This window comes from Bradyrhizobium lablabi (assembly GCF_018131005.1).
In the GTDB taxonomy this organism is placed as follows: Bacteria; Pseudomonadota; Alphaproteobacteria; order Rhizobiales; family Xanthobacteraceae; genus Bradyrhizobium; species Bradyrhizobium lablabi_D.
Genome location: NZ_JAFCJK010000002.1, coordinates 542,692 through 560,876 on the forward strand (window position 1 = coordinate 542,692; position 18,185 = coordinate 560,876).

The 18,185-nt window shown below is 61.6% G+C and carries 19 protein-coding genes and 1 tRNA gene; 11 read left to right on the forward strand and 9 right to left on the reverse strand.

Annotation, left to right across the window (positions count from 1 at the left end):
• Positions 1–165 precede the first annotated feature (165 nt).
• Entirely contained in the window at positions 166–1,845 is a 1,680-nt protein-coding gene (locus JQ553_RS07555) for a DcaP family trimeric outer membrane transporter (RefSeq protein WP_212499270.1), read from the forward strand.
• A 143-nt stretch (positions 1,846–1,988) separates the two neighbouring features.
• Positions 1,989–2,246, forward strand: coding sequence for a hypothetical protein (locus JQ553_RS07560; RefSeq protein WP_212499271.1), 258 nt, complete (start codon positions 1,989–1,991; stop codon positions 2,244–2,246).
• A gap of 109 nt (positions 2,247–2,355) precedes the next feature.
• On the opposite strand, the gene JQ553_RS07565 is transcribed toward JQ553_RS07560, so the two are convergent.
• From JQ553_RS07565 to JQ553_RS07575, 3 genes are all read right to left on the reverse strand, one after another.
• Entirely contained in the window at positions 2,356–3,000 is a 645-nt protein-coding gene (locus tag JQ553_RS07565) for a glutathione S-transferase family protein (RefSeq protein ID WP_212499272.1), read from the reverse strand.
• Positions 3,001–3,499: 499 nt separating this feature from the next.
• On the reverse strand, positions 3,500–3,952 hold the full coding sequence (locus tag JQ553_RS07570; RefSeq protein ID WP_212499273.1) for a VOC family protein: 453 nt from the start codon (positions 3,950–3,952) through the stop codon (positions 3,500–3,502).
• A gap of 228 nt (positions 3,953–4,180) precedes the next feature.
• Positions 4,181–4,354, reverse strand: a complete 174-nt coding sequence (locus tag JQ553_RS07575) for a hypothetical protein (RefSeq protein WP_212499274.1) — start codon at positions 4,352–4,354, stop codon at positions 4,181–4,183.
• Between the two features lie 168 nt (positions 4,355–4,522).
• Between JQ553_RS07575 and JQ553_RS07580 the strand changes: the two genes are divergently transcribed.
• A complete protein-coding gene (locus tag JQ553_RS07580) occupies positions 4,523–4,870 on the forward strand; it encodes a GrlR family regulatory protein (RefSeq protein WP_212499275.1) in 348 nt (115 codons plus the stop codon).
• A gap of 660 nt (positions 4,871–5,530) precedes the next feature.
• On the forward strand, positions 5,531–5,800 hold the full coding sequence (locus tag JQ553_RS07585; RefSeq protein WP_212499276.1) for a hypothetical protein: 270 nt from the start codon (positions 5,531–5,533) through the stop codon (positions 5,798–5,800).
• Positions 5,801–5,866: 66 nt separating this feature from the next.
• Here JQ553_RS07585 and JQ553_RS07590 read toward each other — a convergent pair whose 3' ends face one another.
• Entirely contained in the window at positions 5,867–6,028 is a 162-nt protein-coding gene (locus JQ553_RS07590; RefSeq protein ID WP_212499277.1) for a hypothetical protein, read from the reverse strand.
• Between the two features lie 260 nt (positions 6,029–6,288).
• Between JQ553_RS07590 and JQ553_RS07595 the strand changes: the two genes are divergently transcribed.
• From JQ553_RS07595 to JQ553_RS07610, 4 genes are all read left to right on the forward strand, one after another.
• Positions 6,289–7,047, forward strand: coding sequence for a Sir2 family NAD-dependent protein deacetylase (locus tag JQ553_RS07595; RefSeq protein WP_212499278.1), 759 nt, complete (start codon positions 6,289–6,291; stop codon positions 7,045–7,047).
• 200 nt (positions 7,048–7,247) lie between these two features.
• Positions 7,248–7,925 (forward strand): cold-shock protein, encoded by a 678-nt coding sequence (locus JQ553_RS07600; protein WP_212499279.1) that lies wholly within the window; start codon positions 7,248–7,250, stop codon positions 7,923–7,925.
• A 147-nt stretch (positions 7,926–8,072) separates the two neighbouring features.
• The gene (locus JQ553_RS07605; protein ID WP_212499280.1) at positions 8,073–8,552 is read left to right on the forward strand and encodes a DUF192 domain-containing protein; all 480 of its coding nucleotides are present in this window, start codon (positions 8,073–8,075) and stop codon (positions 8,550–8,552) included.
• A gap of 64 nt (positions 8,553–8,616) precedes the next feature.
• Positions 8,617–8,693: transfer RNA gene (locus tag JQ553_RS07610), tRNA-Pro, on the forward strand.
• Between the two features lie 180 nt (positions 8,694–8,873).
• Here the strand turns inward: JQ553_RS07610 and JQ553_RS34335 are convergent.
• On the reverse strand, positions 8,874–9,152 hold the full coding sequence (locus tag JQ553_RS34335; protein ID WP_312015097.1) for a GNAT family N-acetyltransferase: 279 nt from the start codon (positions 9,150–9,152) through the stop codon (positions 8,874–8,876).
• A 614-nt stretch (positions 9,153–9,766) separates the two neighbouring features.
• Here JQ553_RS34335 and JQ553_RS07620 point away from each other — a divergent pair.
• On the forward strand, positions 9,767–10,543 hold the full coding sequence (locus JQ553_RS07620) for a cyclase family protein (RefSeq protein WP_212499281.1): 777 nt from the start codon (positions 9,767–9,769) through the stop codon (positions 10,541–10,543).
• A gap of 9 nt (positions 10,544–10,552) precedes the next feature.
• Here the strand turns inward: JQ553_RS07620 and JQ553_RS07625 are convergent, their stop codons facing one another.
• Positions 10,553–12,013, reverse strand: a complete 1,461-nt coding sequence (locus JQ553_RS07625) for a SagB family peptide dehydrogenase (protein WP_312015098.1) — start codon at positions 12,011–12,013, stop codon at positions 10,553–10,555.
• Positions 12,014–12,025: 12 nt separating this feature from the next.
• On the reverse strand, positions 12,026–14,278 hold the full coding sequence (locus tag JQ553_RS07630; protein ID WP_249144021.1) for a TOMM precursor leader peptide-binding protein: 2,253 nt from the start codon (positions 14,276–14,278) through the stop codon (positions 12,026–12,028).
• Positions 14,279–15,082: 804 nt separating this feature from the next.
• Between JQ553_RS07630 and JQ553_RS07635 the strand changes: the two genes are divergently transcribed.
• Positions 15,083–15,991: a VOC family protein gene (locus JQ553_RS07635; protein ID WP_212499282.1), complete on the forward strand. Its 909-nt coding sequence runs from the start codon at positions 15,083–15,085 to the stop codon at positions 15,989–15,991.
• A gap of 10 nt (positions 15,992–16,001) precedes the next feature.
• Here the strand turns inward: JQ553_RS07635 and JQ553_RS07640 are convergent, their stop codons facing one another.
• Positions 16,002–17,147: an OpgC domain-containing protein gene (locus JQ553_RS07640; protein ID WP_212499283.1), complete on the reverse strand. Its 1,146-nt coding sequence runs from the start codon at positions 17,145–17,147 to the stop codon at positions 16,002–16,004.
• Between the two features lie 227 nt (positions 17,148–17,374).
• Between JQ553_RS07640 and JQ553_RS07645 the strand changes: the two genes are divergently transcribed.
• Positions 17,375–17,680: an ETC complex I subunit gene (locus JQ553_RS07645; RefSeq protein WP_212499284.1), complete on the forward strand. Its 306-nt coding sequence runs from the start codon at positions 17,375–17,377 to the stop codon at positions 17,678–17,680.
• A 16-nt stretch (positions 17,681–17,696) separates the two neighbouring features.
• On the opposite strand, the gene JQ553_RS07650 is transcribed toward JQ553_RS07645, so the two are convergent.
• Positions 17,697–18,185 carry an Lrp/AsnC family transcriptional regulator gene (locus tag JQ553_RS07650; RefSeq protein ID WP_212499285.1) on the reverse strand — a complete coding sequence of 163 codons (489 nt, stop codon included), beginning with the start codon at positions 18,183–18,185 and terminating at the stop codon, positions 17,697–17,699.

Sequence of the window (18,185 nt, forward strand, 5' to 3'; positions counted from 1 at the left end):
ATCGTCGCTCATGTCGATCGATGTGCACGGCGCCGCTCATCATAGGGACGATAGCGCACGCAAGCTCACTGGCAAACGTCAAACAGAGCCTGCACTTCATCATCTGCTCGATACGCACCAGGCATGAATACTTCATGACTTCGGAGTGTGCAGCACAGCAAAGCGATGGAGCGTGAACGCCGACCTCGCGTTGCTGAACCGCCAGAACAACAAACAAAATCTCTTAGGGAGAAAACCTTGACGATGCACACTCGCGTGCTGGTGCTCGCCACTCTTCAGCTTCCGCTTGCGGCTTCGATTGCTGAAACAGCCTACGCACAATCGCCGGAGCAGTTGGAGCGGATGGAATCGCTCATTCGCTCGCAGGCGGCCCAGATCAAGCAGCTTAGTCTCGAGATGAAGGAGCTGAAGAAAGGTCAGGCCAAGGCGTCGCAGAAGACCGAGAGCGCATCGCCGCAAGCCAAGCCCACGTCGCAGCAGGCGCAGAATGCGCCGCAGCGTGCGAAGCCTGCATCGCAGCTTAAGCTTCCCGGGCCGCTCGTGGCTTATCCGGTGGCTTATACGACGTTGCCGTCGACCGCAAAGACTCCTGGCGCAGTGGGCTCGCCACAATATCCGAACTACGTCTATGCGGGAGACAAGCCGCTCTCATGGAAGCTGCCCGGTAGCGATATCAACCTTCAGATCGGCGGTTATGCGAAACTTGACGCGATCGGAATCACCGGCGGCAACCGCTCCGTTGGAGCCAACGATCAGTTCAACGTGTTCCAGATACAAACGCGCGGGGTGCCGACGGGCAACGCTCCGGGAGACCCGAGCACGAACATTCACGCGCGGCAATCCCGCATTTACCTCGAGGCGAGCAAGGCCGACACGCCGCTTGGACCGGCACGCGCCTATTTCGAAGCCGACTTCTTTGGTCCGATCGATCTAGGCACGCCGACCGTCTCCAACTCGCACACATTTCGTCTTCGTCACGCCTACGGTGAAGTCGGGCCGGTGCTGGCGGGCCAGACCTGGTCGACATACATCGACCCGTCAACCTATGCCGAGATCCTGGATTTCACGGGGCCGGGAGGGGAAGCCTTCGTGCGTCAAGGGCAGGTCCGGTATACCCAGGACTTGGGTGGCGGCTTCTCAGGCGCGGTCGCGATCGAAAACCCTCAATCGAGAGTCCGCATAGGTGAAGGTGGGGTCTCCGGGACCGGTGCAGGAGCCCCCACCGTTGCCAACATTCAGAACATCGGCGTAGGCCCGTTCGCGCGCGACCGCATGCCGGATTTCATCGCCCGCATCCGCTATGCAAGTCCTCAGTTCAATCTCCAACTCTCCGGCGTCGTTACGCGAAACACCGCGCCGCCGGCAACCGCGGCGGCACCAACTGTGCCCGGAGACGGGCAGCTCGGGTTCGGCGTGCACCTTGCGGGGCAGGTCGCAGTTCCGCTGTTCAACGATAAGGACAACATCAGATTCCAGACGGGCTATCAGGACGGCGCATCGCGGTACATGCTGGACATTTCCAGCGTGGCCCCTTCTGTCGCCTACGACTCGACGTTGACGCAATTCGACACCATCAAATCCTACGGCGGGTTCGCGGCGTTCCAGCACTGGTGGACCGATAAGCTTCGGAGCACTTTCCTCTTTAGCGCCGACAAGATCGACAATCCGGCGTATTCCGGGGGAGCGGTTGCGCGCGCAACGCAATATGGGGTCGTCAATCTTCTCTACAGCCCGTGGGCGGACGTCGACGTCGGCGCGGAGTTCCAATATGGGCGTAGAGTCGACGTCGATGGGCGCAGCGGCTACCAGACGCGCATCCAGTCCTCGCTGATCTATCGGTTCTGACGAGTTTGTCACGAGGCCTTGGACTTGCACATCTGATCGCGCCAAAATGCTCCACTTGCTCGAGGCGTCGCGCGAGTGGAGGGGGCGTAATCCACTTCGAATGCGCTATAGCCCCGCCGAGCGACGCACGATATAAAGGCGGCATGTCCAAAACTGCGGCAGCCTTCATCGTGGCTATCTGCGCTCCGGCCATTGCGTTCGCTCAGGAGGGCGGCGCGCGAAGGCTCGACAAGTCGCCGGATGCGCACAAGACACTGCCGTCCAAGACCCAGACGCCGACGCGCGGCGATCTCTGCGCCTCGTTCGGGCCGGGCTTTGTCAGGATGCAGGGGAGCGACACTTGCATGAAGGTCGGCGGCGGCGTCTCGGTCGGAGGCGGCACCTCCGTCGGCGGGCGCTGATCGCGCCTCCCGGCAGTACCGGCTCTGATTGAATCGGAGCCGAAGCTCCGGATTTTTGTTCTGACGCGTTCCGTCACGCGAACCGGAGTCCGCTTCGCTCGAAAAGGCCTCAGGACATCGGCGGTGCGACGAAACGAACGAATCCGGGCCGGCTCGCCAGCTCGCCGAACCAGCGCTCGAGATGGGGCAGCCTCGGCTTGGCGACGCCCTCGATGCCGAACCAGCGGCGCACGAAGGCCCCGAGCGCGATGTCCGCGATCGTGAATTGATCGCCTTCGATGAAACGGCGGCTTGCAAGCTGGTCCTCGACGATTTGCCACGTCGCGCCTTCGGCATCGACACCCTTCTGGACCTGCGCCATGTCGCGCTTTTCCGGCGGCGTGCGTATCAGCGCCCAGAATACCGGGCGGGCAACCGGTTGCAGCGTCGACAGCGTCCAATCCAACCAGCGGTCGACTGCCGCGCGGGCTTGCGCTGACCGCGGATAGATCGGCGAATTCTGGCCGTAGGCAAGGCAGAGATAGCGCATCACGGAATTGGATTCCCACAGCACATAGTCGCCGTCGACGAGCGTCGGCACGCGACCGTTGGGGTTCATCGAGAGATACCCGGGCTGGTCGTTCTTGCCAAACTCCATGCCGGCGTCGATGCGCTGATAAGCGAGGTCGAGCTCGGTCAGGCACCAAAGGACCTTCTGCACGTTGACCGAATTGGCCCGTCCCCAGACCGTCAGTTGCTCCTTGCCGTCCGCCACGCGTTTTCTCCCGCCGTTGTTGTCCGGCGCCGTTCTTATCGGAGTTTTCGGCAAAAAGCGCCGTCGTCAGTGCGGCCGGCGAACAAAAAAAAGCGAGCCTGGCCGCGTAACTGCGCGGCCCGATCGTGCGTAAGATGGATGACCGGTTTCTCGCCGGATCACGGCTTGCTTCAATGTCCGAAAAACAGCCATAGCAGGATGATCACCGGGATCGGCACGCCCAAAAGCCAAAGCAAAATTCCTCTTCCCATCTGTTGCCTCCTCGCATCGCTCCTCTTGAAGCGACAACGCCGGTGGCTGTGTCGTGTTCCTAAATTCGGACGCAGCTCGCTGCAAAGCGGAAGTCCGCGCGTAAACTCTCGGACGATCGGGAGAGCGAGGGTTCGCGAAAGACGGCGCCGACACGACTGCGCGTCATGCCTGGTCGGGAGGGAAACGGCGCGTCCGCCGCGCGATCAGACGATCGGCGCGATGGCGGACGCGCGTAGCTTGCACAGGCCTACCAGTGGCCGGTGTTAGGCATCGACGTCCACGGCTCCGCCGGCGGCTTCGGCTCGCCTTTCTGCAGGAGCTCGATCGAGTGCAGGTCCGGCGAGCGCACGAACGCCATGTTACCGTCGCGAGGCGGACGGTTGATGGTGACGCCCATTTTCATCAGCTTCTCGCAGGTCGCATAGATGTCGTCGACCTCGTAGGCGAGATGGCCGAAATAGCGGTCTTCGCCATATTTCTCCTCGTCCCAATTGTAGGTCAGTTCGACGAGCGGCGCGCCGCGGGTCTGCGGCAGCTTCTTGAGCGTGTCGAGGTCCTCAGCCGCGCAGAGGAACACCAGCGTGAAGCGGCCCTTGTCGTTGTCAATGCGACGCACTTCCTTCAGCCCCAGCGCGTCCTGGTAGAATTTCATCGCGGTATCGAGGTTGCGGACACGCAACATGGTGTGGAGATAGCGCATGGTTTGTGGCTCCCTGTAAGCTTCTGGGGACGGGTCTGCTTGGGTGGTCGGGCGCCTTCAATAGCAGCAAAATCCGTCAAGGGGCAGGGCTTGCCGACCAGCCGTTCTTGCGCCGTTCGTATGCTGGAACGGCCCGGCGGCTGGATAACTCAGCGCGATGGAGTTGGGCCGATTGACGCACGAACGAGTTGCGCCGACGCAACCATCCGCGCCGTGCCGCCTCCGGTTTTACACCCTGATGTCGAGAAGAGTCTCGATCGCTTCGCGGTCTGCGTTGTTCTTGGCGGCGAAGACGTCGATGACGTCTTCGTTGATAATGCGAGCCTCAGCCTTCGCCGTCTGGTCGACGACGAGCTGCACTCGGGCTTGCGTCACTTCGACAGGTACGGGGTAGATGAGCATGGCTCTCCCTCCTGTCCAACCCTGTCAGCGGTTTCTTAACGCTTTGTAAATGAATTAGGTTAGCGCCCGACGTTCGAATCGGTCGAGCCATTAGCGCCAAAATCGCGCCACGGCTTGCTCGCGCGCCGCCCCGGTTCGGGCCATACTTGGGGGTGGAGGGCGCGATCGATGAAGAACGGGCTCTATTCGGTCCACATCTACATGATCGATGGTGTGAAGGGCCGCGACAGCGGCGTCCTCATCCTGCGCGATGGCCATCTGATTGGTGGCGGTCCTTACTTCTGGTCGATCGGCGAATACACAACCGGTGATGGGACCTGGAAGGGACATCTCAGCACCAATCAGCATACGCCGTTCGCGGACCCCTTCGTTCGGCCACTGTTCGGCGGACAGGAGGTGACCAGCGGGTTTTCCGGGACGTTTCAGGACGACGAGGCGGAGGTATTTGGAACCGTGCTGGTGGGAACACGCAGCCTGAGCTTCCGCGCCACCCTCAAGCGCCTGGCCGACGCATGATCATTCCGCACCGCAGCAGGTTGGAGTGACTGTGTGGACATGTGCGCAGCAACGTTATGGGTGTACTCGACAAGCCGGATTGGCGAACCTGTGGATTTGCTGCGGATAATGGGTGGATAGCAGTCGCGCGGGGGCGTGATCAGCCACCGGCGACGGGATGCTGGCCGAGTGGCGGCCGCCGGAATATGACGCGGCCGCGCGCCGAACGAATGCTGTCCGCGCCAGCGATGAGCTTGGTTGGTTGGGTTGGGAGAGCGTTGCTGATGCGTCTCGGAGGCGAACCGCGCAAGGCCAATTGAACGCGCCGCCGTGGACCGTCAGTCCGGCAGCTTTCCGCTACGCGGCTTGTGATAGATCGCGATGACGATGAAGCCCGCAAAAAATATCACGTTGAGCAGAAGTTCCAACCACGCTGGCATGATGCCAACCTCACTGCGCATGCTGGCATGACGCCAACCTGACCGGGCATGAGTGTATTCCGTAATTTGGTATTTGGTTCCCGCGGTAGTCGATAGCGCCTCCTCCGCAATCGCATGGCTATGAAACCTTCTGGATCGCTTTGGCACATTCGTCTCGTCTGCTGCGCTTCGTCATACGAGATGACTGCAACCATCGCCAGACGCGCACGTTGGTGTGGCAGACCAAGCGAGGAGGATACGGATGAAAAAGACATTGGCAGTCTTGGCGACGGCGGCGACGGTTGGCGCAACGATGCTCAGCGCGCCGGCAGAGGCGCGCGGCGGCCGCGGCATCGGACCTGGCCTGGCCTTCGGCCTTGCAGCCGGCGCGATCGCCGCCGGCGCGGCGACCGCGTACGGCCCTTATTACGGGCCCGGCTACTATGGTCCGCGCTATCACCGCTACTACGGTGCGGGACCTTACGCCTATTACGGCGGGCCGTACTACCGGCACCGCTACTGGGACTACTGATAGCGACAAAAGCCCGGAGCATCGCTCCGGGCTTTTTCAATCGTGCGCGCGCGGCGGCGTGGGTTATCAAGCCGACTTCTGCTGAAAGCCGCTCCACGCACTACCGAGGGTGTTGGCGTAATACTCCTCGCGCTCGCGTTCGAATCTGAGCTGCGTTGCCTTGAAGCTGGCGACGCGATTGACAATTTCTTCACGCTCGCGCGCGGGGCTGTCTTCCTTCTCAGTCATTGCCCGTCCTGTTCGTGCTTCTCCCGGCGCGCATTGGCGTTCGCGAATGGGGCACCATTGGGGAGGGGGCGTTGCAGCTTTGTGATCGAGCGATGGCGGTGGAAAGGGCGCGTCGTCTGCTCGCCCAGCACCGCAACGGGTCGATCCCGCATTCGCGCTATTGCATTTTCTTCGAGCGCGCTGGATGCCGGTTTGCTTGAAGAGCGCGCGATAGCGCTCCACCCGTGCTATAGTTGGCAAGGTCAATCGGATTACTTCCCGTGATTGCAAAGGATCTGCGCAGCGGCGTCGAGCAGCTTGGCGACATGATCGCTGAAGCCTCGATCATCGTTCCCTTCACCGGTGCCGGTATCTCGACCGAATGCGGCATTCCCGATTTTCGCTCGCCGGGTGGACTTTGGACGCGCAACCGGCCGATTCCGTTCGACGAGTTTGTTGCCAGCCAGGATGCGCGCGACGAGTCATGGCGTCGCCGTTTCGCGATGGAACCAACCTTCGCAGCGGCAAGGCCGGGCCGCGGACATCGCGCGTTGGCATCTCTCTATCGCGCCGGCAAGATTCCGGCCATCATCACCCAGAATATCGACAACCTGCATCAGGCGTCCGGTTTCAGGAACGACGACGTTATCGAGCTGCACGGCAATACAACCTATGCGTGCTGCATCGGCTGCGGCGCCGCGTATGATTTATCCTGGGTCAAGCAGCGTTTCGACGAGGGCGGCGCTCCTGACTGCACCGACTGCGGCGATCCGGTCAAGACCGCGACCATCTCGTTCGGACAGGCAATGCCGGAAGATGCGATGCGCCGTGCGACGGAACTGGCGCAGCATTGCGACTTGTTCCTTGCCATCGGATCGTCGCTGGTGGTGTGGCCGGCAGCGGGCTTTCCGATGATGGCGAAGAACTGCGGTGCCAGACTCGTGATCATCAACAACGAACCGACCGACCAGGACGACGAGGCCGATCTGGTGATCCGCTTCGACATCGGCGAGACGCTCGGGCCGTTCGCGGGCAATTGATGCTTGCGTGATTCGCTGCTGTGCAAGGCTGTTCATAGTTCCCGACAGAATCGTTTTTTGGCTATGCGCGGCAGGCGGGAGTGTTATGTTTTGATTCGAAAGATTCGCGTAGCGCTGTTGCGAGTTGACTATGAAAGGCAGCGTGTTCGGGCTCGACCGCAACGACGGCGAGCGACAATTGACGTGTGGGGTCCGGGGTCATGGGGTCGGACGGATTTGAGTCCAAGAAGCTCGGCGGGCCGCCGGCGGGCGGGGCGGGGCAGAACAGGCTTGGACCGGGCGAGTATGGACCGAGCGAGTATGCGAGCTCGCCGCGCGATCCGGCGATCGACGCATTCTCCGGCCTCGGCGACGCGGCCGCGAACCTGGTCGAAATCTCTGGCGTCATCAAATGGTTCGACGCCTCAAAGGGCTACGGCTTCATCGTACCCGACAATGGCTGGCCCGACGTGCTCCTGCACGTGACCGTGCTGCGGCGCGACGGCTACCAGACGGCTTACGAAGGTGCGCGCCTTGTCGCCGAATGCGTGCAGCGTGCGAAAGGCTACCAGGCCTTCCGTATCGTCTCGATGGACGAGTCGACGGCGATCCATCCGGCGCAGATGTTGCCGCCGCGGACCCATGTCACGGTCACACCGACCAGCGGGCTCGAGCGCGCACAGGTCAAGTGGTTCAACCGGCTTCGCGGTTTTGGCTTCCTGACCTGCGGGGAGGGGACTCCCGACATCTTCGTGCACATGGAGACGCTGCGTCGGTTCGGCATGACCGAACTGCGCCCCGGTCAATATGTGCTGGTGCGGTATGGGCCCGGCTCCAAGGGCATGATGGCGGCCGAGATCCATCCCGAGAGCGGCCCGTCAGCGCTGTCGTCGCACTGACCTAGACCGGGCGCCGCGGTCGGAAACGAGAGCAGCCGCGCCGGCCCGAAGGGGTGCCGATCAAAGGTGCCGCATCAAGGCTCTGGCAATCGCCGCAATCATCGGGTTAGTGTCCGCCGCAAATTTTGTCCGGCGTGAGTATCGTCAATGAACTTCGATCGCATTGTTGTGCGGCTTCGCCCATGGCTCGCGGCGTCGCTCGTCGTTCTGTTCAGCAGCCTGATTGGTCTGCATGCACGGGCCGCGAGCTTCCAGCCGCTGGAGATCGTCACCAAGTCAGGCGTGCATGTCTTCTCCGTGGAGATGGCGACCACGGATGAGGAAAAGCAGACCGGCCTGATGTACCGGAAGGAGTTGCCCGACGGCAAAGGCATGCTGTTCGACTTCTCGCCGGAGCAGGAAGTATCGATGTGGATGAAGAATACCTATGTCCCGCTCGACATGATCTTCATCCGCGCGGATGGCAGTATCCTGCGGATCGCCGAGAACACCGAGCCTCTGTCGACGAAGATCATCCCGTCACGGGGGCTCGCCAAGGGCGTGCTGGAGGTCGTCGCGGGTACCGCCCAGAAATATGGTATCCGCCCGGGCGACCGCGTGGCGCACCCGCTGTTCAACGGGCGCTAAGCGTCCGCAGCGGTGCCTTGCTGGCGCCGGTTTAAGCGTGTATCGACATCACTTCACGGAAAGTCGGGGTATAGCGCAGCCTGGTAGCGCGGCAGTTTTGGGTACTGCAGGTCGTTGGTTCGAATCCAGCTGCCCCGACCAAAAAATTCACTAAATCAATTGTTTAGACGAAAAACCTGGATGTCAGGGTTCGCATTTTTGTGAACTTGTGGATTTCGGCCTCTGGATCGTTCATCCAATAATCTCTCCATGATGATCGTGCGTTCGTCACCGTAGTAGCTGTCGCGCACCGGTCTGGATCCAAGCCGCGCGTTGCAGGTTTCAGCGGTGACTGAAGAAGGGACAGCCAACTTGAGCCGTATTTTTCGTGCGCGCTGTACGATCAATCTCGGCCATCAGCAACTTGCCGATACCCCGGGCTTGGAACACAGGGGCGACGAAGACTGAACGCATTACGCTCCCGGCGAGACTCGCTGTCCCAACGATGGAGCTGTCACTCGTTGCAACAAGACGGTGCGCTTGCCGATGAGTTCCCGCACGGCGCGCGGACTGAAGCTGCGCTGACTCTTTCGATGATGTCGCTTGCATAGTCCTTTGCATTCGTTTCGCGCGGTACACGCGAGATGACCGCGCTTATTTCGTCGGCGTCACCTTCAGGTGCAGGGCGAATTGTGCATTCCATTGTCCACGATCTCATGAATTCCGCGCAGCCACGGGCCGCATCGGCGGACAAGGAAAACCCCGCAAAGCGGGGCGGGGTTTCCAGCTGGCGGCAATCGGGATTTAAGGGCAAGCGCCGCCGGCAACAATGTAAACTAGTGATTGTATTGCAAAACGCAACAGCGCCGCCTGGACGGAGTATATTCGTCCTGCGGCGCTGCGCTAAACACTGGGCCCTTAAATCCCCAGTCCCCATATGTCGCGGTGGCGGGAAAAAGGTTCATTCGAAAAAGCCTTGGTATTTTCAATCGCTTGACGGTTGTGTGAGCGAGCTACGGCGGTGGCTCCGGTGGCCGACAATGCAGTCGCGGCTCGGCCGCCCCGCCCGCGATAACGTGCATCGTAACTGCTCGAGGTTCTCCACTCACATCATCGTGCGCGGCGTCCGGTTCGGGCTCAGGCCGGGTTGGGTATGCGCGGATGGGGCTTGCCGGCCAAGCGAAAGTGCGGTCAGGCTGACGGCGCCTCACAAGAATACTGAGCGAGAGGACGCCATGGCGCGCAAGCTGATCGATATCTCCGTCCCCCTGCAGAATGACGTGCCGGCCGATCCGCCCGGCAATCACCCGTCGATCCACTACATTGATCATCAGCAGGGTCTGCAGTCCATGCTGCAGTTCTTCAAGGGGCTGAAGGCTGAAGACTTGCCGGACGGGCAGGGTTGGGCGGTGGAGCAGGTGTCGCTCTCCACACATAACGGCACGCATCTCGATGCGCCCTGGCATTTCCATCCCACGATGAATCGTGGAGAGCGCGCTTGGACCATCGACGAGGTGCCGCTGGAATGGTGCTTTCAGCCGGGCGTGAAGCTCGACTTCCGGCACCTGCCGGACGGTTACGTCGCGACTGCCGCGGATGTCGAAGCCGAGCTGAAGCGCATCGGCCACACGTTGTCGCCGCTGGAAATCGTCGTGGTCAATACCAGTGCGGGCGCGAAATACGGCCGCCAGGACTACGTCATCTCGGGCTGCGGCATGGGCTATGAGGCGACAATGTATCTGCTCGAGCGCGGCGTACGGCTGACCGGCACCGACGGCTGGAGCTGGGACGCACCGTTCGTCTACACCGCGAAGAAATACGCCGAGACCAAGGATGCCAGCCTGATCTGGGAAGGCCACAAGGCTGGCCGGCACATCGGCTACTGCCATATCGAGAAGCTGCACAATCTGGAGCAACTGCCCGCGACCGGATTCATGGTCTCGTGCTTCCCGGTGAAGATCGAACGCGCGTCGGCGGGGTGGACGAGGGCGGTTGCCATTCTGGACGGCTAGCGAGTGAGGCTATTCGGAAGGGGAAGGTCCCATGCCGCGCCCCAGGGCGAATTGGCCGACCGGTCCCTCGACATGAAAGTCCAGTCCCGTCATCTTCGCGAACAAGTCGATATTGGTTGTGCCGATCGCGCAGCCGCCGAGCTCCAGATCCGTCGCTTTCATGTATAGCGTTTGGGTGAGGACACCGACATCCTTCAGGATCAGCGCATAAGCGATGGCGCTGTACTTCCAGGAGATCCGGCCAAAGCGCGCGGCGATCGTGATCAGGACATGCGGCGGAGACGGTGCGTCCATGGCAAACGCCGCGCCTTGCAACATGGCGTCGAATTGTTGCGGGTGGACGTCGATGGCTGACAGCGCATGTGCATCGGCGTCATAGTGATAGAAGCCCGCCTCAAGGCCCTCGCAATTCGCAACAGCGAGGTAAAGCTCAAGCTCGTAGGCGCTTCCGGCCGCGGGATATGGCCTGCTCGTGTATTCGACATCGGGACCGTCGTCGGCGAATTCGAGCTTGCTGCTCCAATTCGATCGAACGCGCGCGGCGCCGTCCAGGAATGCCGAAAGCTCAGCCAGCGTGACCGGCTTCTGGTCGTTGAAGTCACGCGTGGAATGCCTTTTGCGCAGCAGGTCGTCGAGTGGCGAGGCGACGTCGTCTAGCTGCTGCAGCTTGATGACCTTGCCGGACCAGGCGGGCCGGACCGCCGGCAGCGGCGCGATCATGCCGGCGTGCGGATACAGGCCGCCCAGTGGATTGGCCTGTCGACCTTCCGTGCTGCGGGCATGGAAGAGCAGGTCGTGAAAATCCCAGAGCACAAGGCTGTCATCGCCCTCCGCCCGCCGGAGAACATCGCGTCTCGCCGCGTCGATCCTGATGACGATCTGGCAATCCAGTAGCAGCGCAAGCAATGCGGGCCCCGGGTAGTCGTCCCGCCGTCGGAGGCGGCTGATCTTCTGCGGGGTGGCGAGAGTCGTGAGCAGGGCGGCAATCACGGGATCGCAAATCCTGAACAATGCACCGGCGCGCGGAGATTCCAGGACCATCTCGGTGCCTCGCCGTCGCAAATAGGCGAAGCGCGACAGCACGATCGTTTCTGCATCGCCAAGCTTTGGTGTCTGCGGCCAATAATCGGGAATCTGCGGTTCGATCACCGCCATCTCTCTGCCGTCGCGTGCGCGCCGTACGCAGTATTCGAGCAGGCCGCGGCGAGCCAATTGCCGGATCAAACGCTCGACGCCTCGCTCCGTGATATCAGCTTCGGGCGAAGTGGAAGGCAGCGCGATGCCCGTTCGCAACTCCGGTGCACGCTCCGCTGCTTCCGCGCTGAATTGTCCCAGGCGTTCCGAATAGCCATCGAAATGGGCCGCCATGTTTCCGTCGGCCTGCGCTTCCAGCGCGACGCGCGGGTTGAGCCGAGCGAGAAGGGTAGCCGGCGCGGTCCCTTGCGGTCTTCTTTTCGTGGACGCGGGCACGCCGGCATCACCTCAGGTGTGGGGGAGGAATGGCGTCAATTCGCTTTCCAGTGACGGCCGGTCGCGCAAGCCGAGCTTGACGGGCACATCATAGAGCCGTCCCGGACCGAAGCGGCGGTAGAAATGACGCATGCCGGGGACGATGACCCGGACCACGGGGACCTCTACGTCAGGCCGGGTCTGATCGAGGACGAGAAAGTCGAGGCCGGCACGCTCGGCGATGTCGACGCAGGCGTCCACCTGCGCACGCGTGTTGTCGAGCGGCACCTTTGATGCGTTGGCCGGGGGGATGGTCGGATTGGAGCTTGGAATCAGGAACGGATATTCCTCAAGCCGCAGCGGATTGACACCGTCGAGGCTCGGCTTTTCGCCGCTGCCGCCGCCCATCAGGCCGATCGAAAGAAACTGGTTCAGCTCTGTCAACGATCGCAGCAACGCGATGCGCGGATCGAAGTGAGCGCCCGAACCGAACTCGATGTTTTCCTGTCCGTTCTGCATCCAGTGCACGATCGCGACATAGGTCGGGACGCCGAGGTCGCTTGTGATATCGAGCACCCAGAGCCGGCGGCCGGACTCCTCGAGCTGGGTCTTGAGGTCACGGACGTAGGAATCGTCGAATTGGTTGAGATCGACTTCGGCCCGTTGCGATCGGTTGTACCACCAGATCGCGTAGGCATCGCGCTCCATCAGTTCGAGGAAGCCCTGTACGATCGCTTCCTCGCGCGTATTGCCGGCCGCACAGCCGTTGGAATCGGCGGCGAAGGCGGCGGGACCGTCGTAGAAGAAATACAGCAGGCTGGTCGGAATCTGCTTGAACCGCTTGTCGCGCAGCGACCAGACCGGCGACCATTCGATTTTGGCGGACGGATCAAACGGATCCGGGGCCGGTTGGGTGTGGTGCGTATCGTGGTGGTTCGGCAGCGCGCGGGTGCGGTACTGCTCGTCGCTGAAGAGCAGGATGTCGTTGGGACGAATGGCATCGCCCGGCGGAAAGTCGGTGAAGCGCTTTCGTATCCGGATCTCGTCTCCTTGAAAGATTCCAGAATAGCGCTCGATCGCCTCCATCAGCGCGCTAGCCTCGCCTTGCTCGGCCGTGCTGCCTTTTCCGAAACTGCCGCCGCTCAGCCCTGAGCGGAGTTGGTCGATATTGTGCGCCGGTGCGGAAAAATTATGCTGGGCGTAGAAATTGGTGTTCATCGGCAGATCGACCTCGATCCGCTCCAGCCGTGTTACCACGCCGGTGAGTGGGCTGACATGCTTCTTGAATCGCGCGACCGTGGTGCGCGACGATACGGTGCGATAGCCGCCGCTGGTCATGACAAGCCTGGCGCCCGGCCCCAATTCGATCGGCTGTGCTGATCGCCGCGGATTTTGCAGCTTCTTGTTGCCGCAGGTCGGACATTGCGGGCGCGCTGCCACGTAGTGCCTGGCGATGGTCGAGCCCAGGAGGTCGAGGCTCAGGATGTGATTGCGCAGATCGGTGCGGAAGCCGCTGGCGATCGCCTTGGCGACTTCAACCGCCGCAAACTGGATGGCGCTCTGCCCAACCGTGTGCTGCGCAAGGGGAGAAACGGCAATGGGTCGGGCCGCGCCGCGGTCAAGAAATCCCTTGATCTCGCGGTTGCGGATCATCCGATCGAACAGGCAAGTCCAGCACGCGCTCTCGCCCGGCTTGAACACCGGCCCGACCAGGGGAAACACGCCGGAAGGCTGCACCAGCAACCACGCGGACTTACCGGACACGCGCTGCTGGTTACGTTCGGCCAGCCGCCTGTCAAGATAATCGTTCACCAGTGTGATCGTGAGATCGGGTGACGTCTTGACGATGCGGACACCCAGATCCGTCAGCGCCTTGCTCAATTCGGCCGCGCCCTTGACGTCGATCGCCTCAAGCCGCACGCGGCAGTTCTGCAGGTTTTGCTTCGCGACCGCGCCGGGCAGGCCGAGGCTCGCCCAAAGCCCATCGACGGCGTTGCCCGGACTTGACGGCTTCGAGATCACATAGCGTCGTTCGCGCAGCCGCGCGATGGCTTCGTTGATCTTGTCGGACGGAAACCTTCGCCCGAGGTCCGCAACGAGCCTGGCGACGCTGCTTCCGTTCGCGCCGATTGCGGAGGCAAGCGCGCAATAAAGCTCCCCATGAAGAAAGAATTTCCGGTCCTCGGAATAGAGGCAGACGACATCCGGAGGCAGCACATAGGCCGTAAAATTCGGTGCGAACTGCAATACGTCCCTGGCGGCTTGCTGAGTGGATTTTCCTGGCAAAGGTTCGTTCCTGTGCAGCCCCGGCGGCCGGTGTCTCCGATCACGTGGAGCGTTGATCTCACGATCCCGGCGCGCTTGCCCAAGGCGTGTCGCTTAATGACACATGGACAACATGAAATGGCCGGGTCGACCTGTGTCGAACCCGGCCACGACGATCAATTTTCGTCAACGAGATTTTGATTGGCTCAGCAAAGGCGGCAGGCGCCCCACGACAGGCAGCAGCCGCCGCCTCCCCATCCGCAACCACCACAACCACCGCAGCGGCAAGCGCGGCAGGCGCGGCAACCGGCGCATCCCCGACATCCGCGGCAACCGCCGCATCCGCGCCATGCAAGCTGCACGCCGGCCTCGGCGTCTTCCTTGTCGAACAGGTGGAATGTTGCCAGGCTGACATCGGCGATTTCTTCTTCGCCGAGCGTGATAGCATGTGTCGGTGCATAGTTCGGAGTCTGCGGGGCGTCGGCCGTTGGCACTGCGGATGCGGATGCGCTTCCAACCAGTGAGAAAGTCAATCCGGCGGCACCCAACGCGGGCACGGCGGCTTTGGTCACACGCTTCCGCTTAGGGGCTTGCTTCACCCGTGGCATAGTCGCATCCTCCATTCCTGTAGAAACTGTTCAACCCCGCCCATTTTTACGCCGCGCGATTGCACCATGCAAGGCTCGCCGCGCAGACGCTCAACACTGCATCGTGTATCAGGTTCCTAGTTGATGCTGTGGTTCATGTTGATGAACAAATTGACAGCCGATTCTGTCACACGGCCACCATCATTCACGAGACGCTTGATGCTGCACTGCGATTGCCATGAAGACGAGGTTCGACATGTTGGATGAGGGGGCGAGCTTCGTCTGGTACGAACTTTTAGCCACGGACGTGGCTGAGGCCAGCGCTTTTTACGGCAGCATACTCGGGTGGGAGACGAAGGATGCGTCCACGCCCGAACTTCCGTACAGCTTGTTCATTTCAGGCGACCTTCCCAGAAGCGGTTTGATGGAGCTGCCGGAAGAGGGGAGGCGCCAGGGCGCGACACCGAGATGGATCGGCTATGTCGGCGTCAGCGATCTCGACGCAACCGTCGACCGGATTCAAAAACTTGGCGGTGCCATCTATGTGCCGCCGACGAGCACCAACATTGGCCGCATCTCCATCGTTGCCGATCCACAACGAGCGACGCTTGGATTGGTAAATGGTTTGAGCATCGCTGCGCTTTCGATCGCTGACCTCGACGCGTTCTGGCGTGTCGGCTGGCATGAATTGCTCGCCGCGGATTGGCGAAAGGCCTTTCGGTTCTACAGTGAAGTTTTCGGCTGGAAACAAGCTGCGGAGGATCTCGCTTCGGTCGAACCCTATCAGTTGTTCTCGGCCGGCGGGCAGACCGCAGGTGGAATCTTCAACAAGCGGCCGCTCGAGCCGATCCCGTTCTGGCTCTACTACTTCAATGTTGACGACGTCGACGCGGCCATTGATCGGGTGAAGATCGGCGGCGGACAAATCTACGAGGGGCCGCTGGGGCTGCCGGACGGCAGCTGGATCGTCCGTTGCTTCGACCCGCAGGGCGCCACGTTTGCCCTCCAGGGACCGCGAAGTCAGGACGGCTTAGCAAAGGCGCCAGCCGTCGAATATCGCTGGACCGCCAACTGGGAGGGGTTCTCGTCGAAGGGCAGATGGCGCAACGACCAACCGGGTGGCAAAGGCCGGACACCGGGCAAGTGAGGCAAGACGGTCAGGCCGGCTTCGGCGCCGGCGGCTTGACTGGCTTATCCTGCCGCTTCGACCAGGAGATGTAGTAGGCCACGATCGTCATGATCGCGATGCCGGAGATACTGACGAAGATCTGCGCAAACAGCGAGCCCGAGCTCATCGACAGCTCGAAATGACCGACGAAGGACAGGAATACGCCGACGCAGAACACGGCGAGCGACTGCTGGCCGCAGACGATCACCGGATCGAATATCCGCCACTCCAGCGCGGGCCAGTCCTTCGGGATGAAGCGGATCACCAGGATCACGATTACCACGAAGTGCAGGAAGCGATAGGGCGCGAGATTGGTCTTGTCGTTCGGATTGAAGGCCGAATAGAGCCACTGCGGAAACATCGCGCCGAAGTCGGGGAAGCGTCCGGCCATGGTCATGACCAGCGCGAAGATCATGTAGGCGATGCAGAAATAGAGGGTGTAGGGCGAGTTGATGAGCTCCATGTTCTTGCGCGCGCCGCCGAGTGCGCACCAGGCGCCGAACACGAACAGCACTTGCCAGGCGAACGGATTGAAGTACCAGGTTCCGGCCGGGTAGGCCGGCAGGTTCCAGCCGAACTGCCGCGAAACCAGCCACAGCGCGATCGAGACCGCCATGGTCCAGTTCGGCTGCCGCAGCATGAACCACAGCACCGGCGGGAAGAGCCCCATCAGCACGATGTAAAGCGGTAGCACGTCGAGATTGACCGGCTTGAATTTCAGGAGCAGCCCCTGCCGCAGCGTCTCGGTCGCGTTGTCGACGAGGCCTGCGACGTTGAACTCGTTGATCATCTCGGAATCGCCGAAGCGCAGCGCCAGGTAGCTGATCGAGGCGATATAGATCACGAACAGAATGATGTGGGCGACGTAGAGCTGCCAGACGCGCTTGGTCAACCGCGTGGCACCGACGATGAAGCCGCGCTCGAGCATCATGCGGGCGTAGACGAAGGAGGCAGTATAGCCGGAGATGAAGACGAACAAGTCGGCGGCGTCGCTGAACCCGTAATTCCGCGTCGTGATCCAGTTCACGATATTGTCGGGAATGTGATCGAGGTAGATCGCCCAGTTGGCGACTCCGCGGAACAGGTCCAGCCGGAGGTCGCGTCCTTTTTCGGGGAGTGTGGCGTGGATTTCCATGGCAAAGCCGCTTCGAGGTGAATGCTTTTCTGGGGCCGCGCCGCCGGCCGCGGCAATCACCACGGCCAAGATTGTCACAGCGCGGTAGAATGACTATACCGATCCGACGAGGGTAACCTCCGAGCGTAGGGAATCACCGATCAAATCCTTGAACGGTGTCTCTATACTATCCCGGCGGTTTCCTCCAATTGCTTCCATGTCGCACATCCCAAGGGACTCGACCATCCATGACCGCACGCATTTTTAAGCCCGCAAAAAACGCGATGCAATCGGGACGAGCCATAACCAAGGAATGGCAACTGGATTACGAGCCCGAACTGCCGCGGACGGTCGAGCCTTTGATGGGCTGGACCTCGTCCAGCGACATGAAGCAGCAGCTCACGCTCCACTTTGAGACAAAGGAAGAGGCGATCGCTTATTGCGAGCGCAAGGGCATCGCCTACCAGGTAATCGAGCCGCAGGACTCGGCCTACCGTCAGATCGCCTACGCCGACAATTTCGCCTTCCGCCGCTGGGAGCCGTGGACCCACTAGCCGCCGCCTGGGCCGCTCAATCCGGTGTGGGCCGGTGCCCCGGTATCGGCAATGGTGCGTCCTTTGAGACGCCGAGTACCGGGAAGCTTCTTATTTTGCGGACATTCGGCAGCGCGGCGAATTGCAGCAATTGTTGCCGCATGTCCTCGACATCAGGCGCGACGCATCTGAGCATGAAGTCGGCATCGCCCGAGATCCGCCAGCATTGCAGGAAGCGCGGCACGGCCGCAATTGCGGCCTCGAACGCCTCGATGACCGGCAGCGTCTGGCTTTCGAGCTGGATCAGAACGAAGGTGGTCACCTCATAGCCGAGCCGCCGCTCATCAAGCGCGGCGCGGATCGCCCGGATCGCGCCGCTTCTTTGCAGCGTCCTGACCCGGCGCAGGCAGGGCGGGGCGGTGATACCGACGCGAGCCGCCAGTTCATTGATCCTGATACGGCCGTCCCTCTGCAGTTCGGACAGGATCCGCAGGTCGATGTCATCGAGCTGTTGACGGCCCGTCAT

Bases quoted from the DNA above. Each gene is read 5' to 3' on its own strand.
- JQ553_RS07555 (WP_212499270.1), top strand. From the start codon at position 166: ATGGAGCGTGAACGCCGACCTCGCGTTGCTGAACCGCCAGAACAACAA.
- JQ553_RS07560 (WP_212499271.1), top strand. From the start codon at position 1,989: ATGTCCAAAACTGCGGCAGCCTTCATCGTGGCTATCTGCGCTCCGGCC.
- JQ553_RS07570 (WP_212499273.1), bottom strand. From the start codon at position 3,952: ATGCGCTATCTCCACACCATGTTGCGTGTCCGCAACCTCGATACCGCG.
- JQ553_RS07575 (WP_212499274.1), bottom strand. From the start codon at position 4,354: ATGCTCATCTACCCCGTACCTGTCGAAGTGACGCAAGCCCGAGTGCAG.
- JQ553_RS07580 (WP_212499275.1), top strand. From the start codon at position 4,523: ATGAAGAACGGGCTCTATTCGGTCCACATCTACATGATCGATGGTGTG.
- JQ553_RS07585 (WP_212499276.1), top strand. From the start codon at position 5,531: ATGAAAAAGACATTGGCAGTCTTGGCGACGGCGGCGACGGTTGGCGCA.
- JQ553_RS07590 (WP_212499277.1), bottom strand. From the start codon at position 6,028: ATGACTGAGAAGGAAGACAGCCCCGCGCGCGAGCGTGAAGAAATTGTC.
- JQ553_RS07600 (WP_212499279.1), top strand. From the start codon at position 7,248: ATGGGGTCGGACGGATTTGAGTCCAAGAAGCTCGGCGGGCCGCCGGCG.
- JQ553_RS07605 (WP_212499280.1), top strand. From the start codon at position 8,073: ATGAACTTCGATCGCATTGTTGTGCGGCTTCGCCCATGGCTCGCGGCG.
- JQ553_RS34335 (WP_312015097.1), bottom strand. From the start codon at position 9,152: ATGCAAAGGACTATGCAAGCGACATCATCGAAAGAGTCAGCGCAGCTT.
- JQ553_RS07620 (WP_212499281.1), top strand. From the start codon at position 9,767: ATGGCGCGCAAGCTGATCGATATCTCCGTCCCCCTGCAGAATGACGTG.
- JQ553_RS07635 (WP_212499282.1), top strand. From the start codon at position 15,083: ATGAAGACGAGGTTCGACATGTTGGATGAGGGGGCGAGCTTCGTCTGG.
- JQ553_RS07640 (WP_212499283.1), bottom strand. From the start codon at position 17,147: ATGGAAATCCACGCCACACTCCCCGAAAAAGGACGCGACCTCCGGCTG.
- JQ553_RS07645 (WP_212499284.1), top strand. From the start codon at position 17,375: ATGACCGCACGCATTTTTAAGCCCGCAAAAAACGCGATGCAATCGGGA.
- JQ553_RS07650 (WP_212499285.1), bottom strand. From the start codon at position 18,185: ATGACGGGCCGTCAACAGCTCGATGACATCGACCTGCGGATCCTGTCC.